Raw genomic sequence first — 8168 nt, 5'->3', positions numbered from 1 at the left:
GGCGGGCGTCTCCAGCAGGGTCCAGCCGTGCGCGAGCGGCTGCCGACAGGCGGGCCGCCCGGGGACCGGCGCGAGTGCGAGCGGCGCGTGCATGGCCGGCGGGCGCGTCAGTATTCGGCTTCGCCCACGTAGCCGGCCAGCGCGGGCACCGCCGCCTCGTAGGAGGCTTCGAGCTGGTCCAGGCAGTCCAGGCAGCGGTCCACGCGGCGGCTGATGACGGAGCGCACCAGACGGAACTGCATCACCATCGCCTCGGAGGCCATCTTCTGGCACGCGCCGGCGATGCTGTCCGGCATCGGCTGGCCGTGCTGGGCCAGCCAGCGCAGGTACTGCCCGAGCAGCTCGAAGTTGGCGCCGAGCTGGCGCAGCACGCAGAACGCATAGGGATGGAAGACCTGCTCGCCGCCGGCCATCAGCGCTTCCTGGTGCGCCGGGAACGCGGTGCGGAACGCGGCGATGGGGTTCTGGCGCGGGCGCCGCGCGAGGTGCCTGCGCAGCAGCGCGAGCGCGGCGCGCACCAGCATCGCCCCTTCCAGCGCGGGGAAGCGGCGGCGCACCACCTCGGCGTAGGGAAACAGCAGGTTGACGTCGCCGGCCAGGCCCGGCAGGCGGCGGAACAGGCCGTCGTAGTCCTCGCCGCTGGCCACGTGATAGCCCTCGTTGTGGTAGTAGCCGACCGACTGCGCGTCCGGCACCATCACGTCGATGCCGATGGTGGTCTTGCTGTGCTCGCGGCGGTAGGTGGTGGCGCGGTTGTCGGGCAGGTAGAAGCTGTCCACCTCGAGCAGCACCACGTGGCCGCGGCAGGTCTGCGCGGCCACGCGCGCCTCCATCGACTCGTACAGCGAGAGTTCCTGCACCACCACGCCGTACAGGCGCTCGAGGTCGTCGTGCGGGTATTTGAAGAAGGTGAACTGGTCGCCCTCGAAATCCTGCGCCACGGTGAAGCCGAGCGCCGCCACCGGATCGAGCGCCCAGCCGTGCAGCAGCTCGATCCACAGGTCGACATAGCAGTTGGTCTGCGGCCAGACCGGATTGCCGCTGTGCAGGGCGTGCGACACGTGGGCGACGCGCTCCAGGGTACGGGGGGCGACGAGCATCACAGCCCTCCCAGCGTGGCGCGCACGCCGCGGGGCCACTGCGAGAGGTCGAAGCCGTGGTGGCGCAGCAGCGCCAGCGTCAGGCGCTCGATGCCGAAGCCGACGCAGCCGGTGTGGGCCGGCTCGCCGTCGGCAGTGCGCAGCTCCCACACCTGGCCGAAGTGGTCCATGTGGTAGTTGAAGCTCATGCAGGCGGTGGGCGGCGCGCCCTCGTTGATGGGGACCAGCAGCTCGAACTTGAGCTTCAGCTCGCGCTGGCTGTCGGCCACGATCTTGCCGCCGCGGCCGAAGAACGGGTCGTTGGCGACGTCGACCTCGTGCGGCAGCTCGAGCAGGCCGGCGAGCTGCTGGCCGCGCTCCATCCACAGCTGGCGGAACGCGATGATCTGCTCCGCGTTGCCCAGGCGCACGTACTCGCGCTGGCGGAACATCTGCATGCGGGCCGGGTCGATCGACGGCTCGTGGCGGAAGCAGTACGACAGCACGTCCACCACCAGCCCCTGCGGCGGCATCGGCCCGCGCCGCGCCACCGCCGGGTAGATCGGATAGCAGGCCGCGGGCGTGAGCACCACGCGCGTGGGGCGCTGTTCGTCGGCCCATTCCTCGCCGTCCTCGAGCCGCGCCAGCAGGCGGTGGTGGTCGCGGTCGCTGCCGCAGAAGCTGTGCACGGTGCCGGCCAGCTGCGGGAAGCTCTTGAGATAGCCGCTGGCCTCGAAGTCCTTGCGCGACATGGCCGGCGGGAAGCGCATCACTTCCGCGCGCTGGTCCGCGCCGAGCGCGCTGACGGCCACGTTGAGGCCGTCGGCGATGGCCTCGAACACCGCGCTGCGGCCGTACACGCCGTCGACGCCGCTGGGGATCAGCAGGCCGGCCGCGATCAGCGCCTGCTGGTAGCGCCGCTGGCCGGCCTGCGGGTCGCCGTAGGGCGTTGCCGCGGCGGCATCCCCGGCGGGTTCGGCGAGTCCGGCGGACGTGGCGGGCGCGGCGCCGGCATTGTCCACGCTAACGTTGGCATCCATGTGGTGCTCCTCAGCTCGAACGCTCGGCCAGCAGCAGGCTGGCGGTGTTGGTCAGGATCCGGTCGTTGTTGATCATCAGCGGCGCCGACCAGAGATCGCGCAGATGGCGCCCGAGGCTGTAGGGCGTGCCGTGCTTGTAGCCGGCCATGCCGCAGATCATCATGGCCTGCTGCACCGCCTCGATGGCCAGCGCGGAGACGCTGGTCTTGAGCCCGTTCATCTCGGCGGCGAGCGAGAACAGCGCGGACACCGACAGCCCGGCGTGGCGCTGGCGCTGGTGGGCCAGCGCGAGTTCGAGCCGGCCTTCCATCATCTGCACCATCGCCACCGCGTCGGCCACGCGCGTGGCCGACGGCGGCAGCGAGCCGGGACGCGCGCGCGCCTGGCCCTGGAAGAAGGCCTTGGCGCGCTGCACGGCGTCGCCGGCGATGCCGGTCCACAGCGACGCCCAGAGAATGTGCGAGACCGGCGTCATGGTGCCGTCGGCGATCTCGCCGAACGCCACCGGCAGGATCTGCTCGCAGGCGCCGCGCGCCTCCAGGCGAAAGCCGTTGCTGCAGGTGCCGCGCATGCCCAGGGTGTCCCAGGTGCTGAGGCTTTCCAGCGTGAAGTCGGGCTTGAGCAGGCACACCATGACCTGGTCGGAGGGCGAGGCGTCGGCATGGCGGCGCGCGGTGGCCAGGATCGCGTCGGCGTGCGCGCCGTAGGAGATCGTCGGCGCCATCTTGAGCAGGTGGAAGCGGCCGTTGTCGACGTTGACCGCGCAGCCGCTGTTGCGCAGCGCGCCGCCGATGGCCTCTTCCGAGGTGGCCGAGGCCAGCAGCAACTGCTCGCCGGCGATGCGCCCGAGCAGCTGCTCGTGCCAGGGGCTGCCGCCGCCGTGCTCGATCAGGCAGGCGACCTGGATCTGGTGCATCGCGTAGATCATGCCGGCCGACGAGCAGCCCGCGGCGAGCACGCGGCAGATCGCCGCGATGGTGTCGAGCGAGGCGCCCGCGCCGCCGTGCGCGGCCGGCACCATCGCGCCGAGCAGGCCATGCTGGCGCAGCACCGCGAAGGCCTCGTGCGGGAAGGCGGCGTCGCGGTCGACGCGGTCGGCGTGCAGCGCGGCCTCGGCGGCGGCCAGGGTCGCCGCGGCCATCAGCCCGGCGGTGCCGGCATGGACCGCGGCCGGGCGCGCCAGCTCCACGCTGGCCAGCGGGGGGCTCATGCTGCCTCCTGCTGCTGCCTGAGCTGCTCGGCCGCGGCGGCGAGCGAATTCACGCTGCGAAAGAGCTGGCGGGTCAGCATCGCATCCGGGATCTCGATGTTGAACGCATTCTCGATGGCCAGCATCACGTGCACGGTGGCTAGCGACGACAGGCCGGCTTCGTAGAGATCGGCCTGGTCGTCGAGCGCCTCGACCGATACGTCGAGCCGCGCCACCTCGGCGAGGATTTGTCGAATGGTTGCCTTCATCTCTGTTACTCCTCGGTGAGGATGATCGGGTTTCATCATTGGGCCGCAGCCGCCATCGGGCTTCGGTGCGCTGGCCCACCAACTTCGCGCCGCCGCGGCGGCGGCATGTCGCCGGACGGCGAACGCGAGCACCCGGCGCGCGCGGTGCTTGCCGGGCGGGTGCCCGGCGGTGCTCAGTAGGCGGCCTTGCCGGTCCAGCCGTGCAGGGCGGTGCGCAGGATGATGTGCAGGTCCAGGCGGAACGACCAGTTGCGGATGTAGAAGATGTCGAACTCGATGCGCCGGCGCATCTTGTCCACGGTGTCGGTCTGGCCGCGCAGGCCGTTGATCTGCGCCCAGCCGGTGATGCCGGGCTTGACGCGGTGGCGCAGCATGTAGCGGTCGATCACTTCCTTGTAGATCTCGTTGTGCTCGATGGCGTGCGGGCGCGGGCCCACCACCGACATCTCGCCGCGCAGCACGTTGAAGAACTGCGGCAGCTCGTCGAGGCTGGTGCGGCGCAGGAAGGCGCCCACGCGCGTGATGCGCGCGTCGCCGCGCACGGCCTGGGTCACGCCGCGCTCCCGGTGCTGCACCATCGTGCGGAACTTGTAGACGTGGAACGGCTTGCCGTCCATGCCGAGGCGCGCCTGCCGGAACAGCACCGGCCCCGGCGACGACAGCTTGACCGCCGCGGCGATCGCCAGCAGCAGCGGCGACAGCCCGGCCAGCGCGGCCAGCGCGAAGGCGCGGTCGAAGCTGGCCTTGAGCAGGCCGGTGATGCCCGACTGCGGCGGGCTGTTGAGGTCGATCACCGGCAGGCCGAGGAAGTCGCTGAAGCGGTGGCCGAGCAGCTCGACCGACATGATGTCGGGCACCCAGCGGATGTCCACCAGGTCGTTGCGGAAATGGGAGACCACGTCGTACAGGTCGCGGCACGCGGCCATCGGCAGCGTCAGCCAGATTTCGCGCACGCCGTTGTTGCGCACGAAGGCGCAGACCTGCTCGAGCGACTCCAGCCGCGTCACGCCGGCGGGCACCGGCTGCATGCCTTCGTCGTAGATGCCGGCGACGTTGTAGCCGGCGCCGCGGTTGCTGCCCACGCGCTGGTACATCTCGTGGCCGAGCGAGCCGTAGCCGAGGATCACCACGCGCTTGGCGTTGATGCCGAGCTCGCGCACGCTGCCGAGCATGCCGTAGAGCGCCACGCGCGAGGCCAGCAGCATGGCCGCCACGCTCAGCAGCCAGCTCATCGACCACAGCCGCGACAGCGCGGCCGACTGGTGCATCAGGTAGGCGGCGATCAGCCCGAGCATGCAGACCGCGCCCCACGCGGCCAGCGTGCGCAGCGCCAGCGCCATGCGGCTGCGGCCGCGCCAGGAGTTGTACAGGCCGCAGGCCGGGAACACCAGCAGCGTGCTCACCGAGCACAGCACGGTGATGAAACCGTGCACCGGGGCGGCGCTGCGCAGGCCGTGCGGGAACAGCAGCTCGCCCACGGCCACGCCGCACGCGGCGACGATGGCGGCATCGGCAAAGCGGTAGAGCATCTGCAGCGCAGCCTGGCGCTCGCCCACGAAGGCGCGGATCGCGGACATGATTTGCCTCCATCCGGCAGGCCGGACCAGTGATGCAGATCATGGTTGCGCCGCGCGGGCCCGGCGGTCTGTTTGCTGGCACACACAGGGGCGCCGTGGCGTCCCCTGCGCGCGCTCAGCCCTCTCCCGCCCTCTCCCGCCCTGCCGCCCTAAGCGCTCAGCGCGCGGCCTGGTCCGGCGGCGCGCAGGCGAACACCGCGGCGCCCTCGTGCCGGGCCGCCCATTCGCGCCACTGGCCGCGCTGGAACGGCTTGTCGCGCCCGGCCAGGCGCGTGGCCAGGATCTCCAGCCAGCGATGCGTGGGCGCGGCCACGCCGGCGACCGGCACGCCCAGCATCACGGCCATCAGGATCACCGCCGCCAGCGCGGGCGCCGAGCGGCGCGGGCGCGCGCTCCAGGCGATGAAGGACAGGCTCGCGGCGAAGCCGAGCGCGAGCCCGCTGATGACTTCGGAATCGGAATGCGCCTGCAGCTTCAGGCGGGAGACGCCCACCAGCAGCGCCAGCAGGATGCCGGCGCCGGACGCGGCCAGCGCCAGGCGCGGATGGCGCGCGGGCACCACCAGGTACAGCATCACCGGCAGCACCGAGGCGGCCATCGTGCTGTGCCCGGAAAAGCCCGTGAAGTTGAGCGCCTCGCAGCCGATGCCCCAGCCCATGAAGGCCAGCTTCGACGCCAGCACCAGCGCCGCGGCGGAGCCGAACGACAGCAGCCAGCGGCGCGCGCCGGCGTAGGCACCCGCATACAGCAGCCAGATGGCGATCAGCACCGCGCAGGGCAGCAGCAGGGAGGTTTCGCCGAAGCGCGAGATGAAATGCCAGTGCATCGGGATGGCCGTGGTGAGGTTTGGTTTCGGTACGCGGGCAAAGTATCACAGTTGCCTTTCATGGTTGCTACGGGTGCCACGATTGCCGCGGCCGCGTCCCGCGATCCGCGCCGTGCCGGTCGGGCCGCCGCCCTGCGCCCGGCGGCGCCGGTTTCCCCTGGCGCCGCGCTCGTCCGGGCTTGATCCCGCCTTGTCTCAACCCAGCCGGAAGCATGAAGCGGCCAGGGTGGCGCGGCCCGCGCCGCCGCGCGCAGCACGGCGCGGCGGCGCATGCGCCGGGCCGGCGGGTTTCGCCGGCGCGCGCCGGCACCGGGCGGCGAATGCTGCTTCTGGCCGATACAGTTGCCGGCATGCTTTGTCTATCGTCGGAGAGTGGCCTGTCCGAGCGGAATCGGGCAGGCCGCTTGGAGTCCGCATGGTCCCCCGGTCGGCGGACTCTTTTTTTTGCGCGGCGCCAGGCCGATCCCGCCGGCGGCGGCCTTCGCCCGCGCCAGAAAAAGAACAGGCCACGGCGTGCCGTATCTGCCGGACGGCTCGACCGTGGCCATCAAGTTCCGGCGCAGCTTGCGCTGCGGCCGAACCGCGCGTGCGCGCAAGCCTGCCTGGCCTGCGCACCGGATCGCTCCGGTCCCCCGAGCACGCGCTCGTCGTCGCCCTCCCGTTATCCCGCCATGTCGGCCGCGACTGCCGCGACTGCCGCGGTGGCGCGCGCGTCGTGCCGGCAGCCGCCCGGCGGCTCAGCCGGCCGCCGGCTCGCGCGGTTGCTCGCCGGCCACCACCACACAGTATTCATGGCGCGCGAGCAGCCCGTCGCGCACCGCCGCCACCCGGCGGCGCGCTTCCTGCTCGCCGGCGAAGGTGGCCGCGGCAATCGCCGCGGCCTCGCAGGCGTAGCGCCGGCCGTGCAGCTCGCCGCGGTACAGCAGCGGCCCGTCGCGCCCGGTGGTCAGCCTGATCTCGTAGCAGCACGCCCACTTGCCCCGGCCTTCGGGCACGGCGAAGCCGCGCACGACCAGGATGTCCAGCCCGTTTTCCATACGACCCCCTCTGCAACGCGCGCCGGCCGGATCGACATTGGCTGTCCCGGCTTCGTTATCCGCGCGCTTTCAGCATAGGAGGCCGTGCCAGCCGGCGCCTCATCCCCTTGCCGTAGACCCACCTGAACCGATGGGGGAAGACAGCGGCATGGCGAAGCCCCGGCGCGGGAAACACTGGCCGCCGGCGCGCACCAGCGCCACCGCGGCGCGTGTCTGCTCGGGCGAGGCCGGCACGGCCAGGCAGCCGCTGGCGCCGAGATAGGCCGCGTGGCCGGTGAAGACGGGGTCGACGGTTTCGCTCATGACCAGCCAGCGCCGCGGCGCCAGCCGCGTGCTCAGCGCGTGCAGCAACCGGAAGGGATCGGCGTCGGTGCCGCTGCAGTCGAGCAGCGCGAAATCGATGGGGCCGCGCGGCAGGTCCGCGGGCGCGGCCTCGAGCAGCCATTCGGGCGTCTGCGACAGGACCGGAGCGAGCGCCGACAATTCGCGCAGCTGACGCAGCACCCCCCGGCGCAGCATCATGTTGTGGGCAAGCAGGAGCGTTGTCATCGGGAGAGGTGACAGCGGGTTGGGAGGGTCGCGCGCCAGCACGGCGCCGGCCGCGCGCAGAGACTTCAGTTGGGAACCAGCGTAGCAAGCGCGGCCGGGCGCCGCCTCATGCTTTCGGATGAGGCGGCGTACCGCAGAGGATGGAGAGGCGCCGGCGGCCGGCGCCGCCGCGCATGCGCGCGCGCGGGCGGACGTGCCGTGCCGTGCCGTGCCGTCAGGCAGCCTGGGACACGCTGACCAGTTCCACCGGCGGCTGGCCGGCGCCGCGCGTGGCCAGGGCCGGTGCCGGCCCCGGCCAGCTCAGCTTGGCCCCGCGCTGGAGCGCGACGTAGACCGCCTCGCCCTTGTTGCGCACCTGCAGCCGCTGGTACAGGGTGCAGGCGTGGGTCTTGGCCGTCGCCACCGAGATATTGAGCAGCCGGCTTACGGTCTTGATGGGATAACCGCGCGCCAGCAGTGCCAGCACTTCATATTGTCGCTCGGTGATGTTGAGCAGGTGCGAGCCGGCCGAGGGCGTCTCGGGGTCGGACGCGGCGGGGCCGCCGGGCGGCACCGCGCGCGCCGGGTGCTCGCGTTCGCCGTCCGGCGACATGCCGCCGCCG

At 72.1% G+C, this 8168-nt stretch carries 9 protein-coding genes; all 9 read right to left on the bottom strand.

From position 1 onward, the window contains the following. Window positions 1-107 precede the first annotated feature (107 nt). Window positions 108-1100, bottom strand: coding sequence for a DUF1839 family protein (locus K206_RS0115345; RefSeq protein WP_029043676.1), 993 nt, complete (start codon window positions 1098-1100; stop codon window positions 108-110). After that, window positions 1100-2119, bottom strand: a complete 1020-nt coding sequence (locus K206_RS0115340; RefSeq protein WP_020203282.1) for an amino acid--[acyl-carrier-protein] ligase — start codon at window positions 2117-2119, stop codon at window positions 1100-1102. Before K206_RS0115340 ends, K206_RS0115345 begins: the two co-directional genes overlap by 1 nt. 10 nt (window positions 2120-2129) lie before the next feature. After that, window positions 2130-3329: an acyl-CoA dehydrogenase family protein gene (locus tag K206_RS0115335; protein ID WP_020203281.1), complete on the bottom strand. Its 1200-nt coding sequence runs from the start codon at window positions 3327-3329 to the stop codon at window positions 2130-2132. Continuing rightward, the gene (locus K206_RS0115330) at window positions 3326-3577 is read right to left on the bottom strand and encodes an acyl carrier protein (protein WP_020203280.1); all 252 of its coding nucleotides are present in this window, start codon (window positions 3575-3577) and stop codon (window positions 3326-3328) included. The genes K206_RS0115335 and K206_RS0115330 overlap by 4 nt, the downstream gene beginning before the upstream one ends. Before the next feature lie 173 nt (window positions 3578-3750). Further along, window positions 3751-5154 (bottom strand): undecaprenyl-phosphate glucose phosphotransferase, encoded by a 1404-nt coding sequence (locus K206_RS0115325; protein ID WP_020203279.1) that lies wholly within the window; start codon window positions 5152-5154, stop codon window positions 3751-3753. A 157-nt stretch (window positions 5155-5311) separates the two neighbouring features. Beyond that, window positions 5312-5980, bottom strand: a complete 669-nt coding sequence (locus K206_RS0115320; protein WP_043366677.1) for a phosphatase PAP2 family protein — start codon at window positions 5978-5980, stop codon at window positions 5312-5314. Window positions 5981-6717: 737 nt separating this feature from the next. Further along, a complete protein-coding gene (locus K206_RS0115315) occupies window positions 6718-7017 on the bottom strand; it encodes a hypothetical protein (protein WP_020203278.1) in 300 nt (99 codons plus the stop codon). 99 nt (window positions 7018-7116) lie between these two features. Further along, window positions 7117-7566: a response regulator transcription factor gene (locus K206_RS0115310; protein ID WP_020203277.1), complete on the bottom strand. Its 450-nt coding sequence runs from the start codon at window positions 7564-7566 to the stop codon at window positions 7117-7119. 214 nt (window positions 7567-7780) lie between these two features. Further along, the coding region (locus tag K206_RS38335) for a response regulator transcription factor (RefSeq protein ID WP_020203276.1) at window positions 7781-8168 on the bottom strand (388 nt) is incomplete at its 5' end.

It is taken from the genome of Cupriavidus sp. WS (assembly GCF_000395345.1).
Lineage (GTDB): Bacteria > Pseudomonadota > Gammaproteobacteria > Burkholderiales > Burkholderiaceae > Cupriavidus > Cupriavidus basilensis_B.
The sequence above is the reverse complement of the archived record's forward strand: the minus strand, read 5'-3'. Positions and strand labels throughout refer to the sequence as shown.

What these genes read in the sequence shown, in the direction of transcription:
- K206_RS0115345 (WP_029043676.1), bottom strand. Translation starts at nt 1,100, where the DNA reads ATGCTCGTCGCCCCCCGTACCCTGGAGCGCGTCGCCCACGTGTCGCAC.
- K206_RS0115315 (WP_020203278.1), bottom strand. Translation starts at nt 7,017, where the DNA reads ATGGAAAACGGGCTGGACATCCTGGTCGTGCGCGGCTTCGCCGTGCCC.
- K206_RS0115325 (WP_020203279.1), bottom strand. Translation starts at nt 5,154, where the DNA reads ATGTCCGCGATCCGCGCCTTCGTGGGCGAGCGCCAGGCTGCGCTGCAG.
- K206_RS0115310 (WP_020203277.1), bottom strand. Translation starts at nt 7,566, where the DNA reads ATGACAACGCTCCTGCTTGCCCACAACATGATGCTGCGCCGGGGGGTG.
- K206_RS0115320 (WP_043366677.1), bottom strand. Translation starts at nt 5,980, where the DNA reads ATGCACTGGCATTTCATCTCGCGCTTCGGCGAAACCTCCCTGCTGCTG.
- K206_RS0115335 (WP_020203281.1), bottom strand. Translation starts at nt 3,329, where the DNA reads ATGAGCCCCCCGCTGGCCAGCGTGGAGCTGGCGCGCCCGGCCGCGGTC.
- K206_RS0115340 (WP_020203282.1), bottom strand. Translation starts at nt 2,119, where the DNA reads ATGGATGCCAACGTTAGCGTGGACAATGCCGGCGCCGCGCCCGCCACG.
- K206_RS0115330 (WP_020203280.1), bottom strand. Translation starts at nt 3,577, where the DNA reads ATGAAGGCAACCATTCGACAAATCCTCGCCGAGGTGGCGCGGCTCGAC.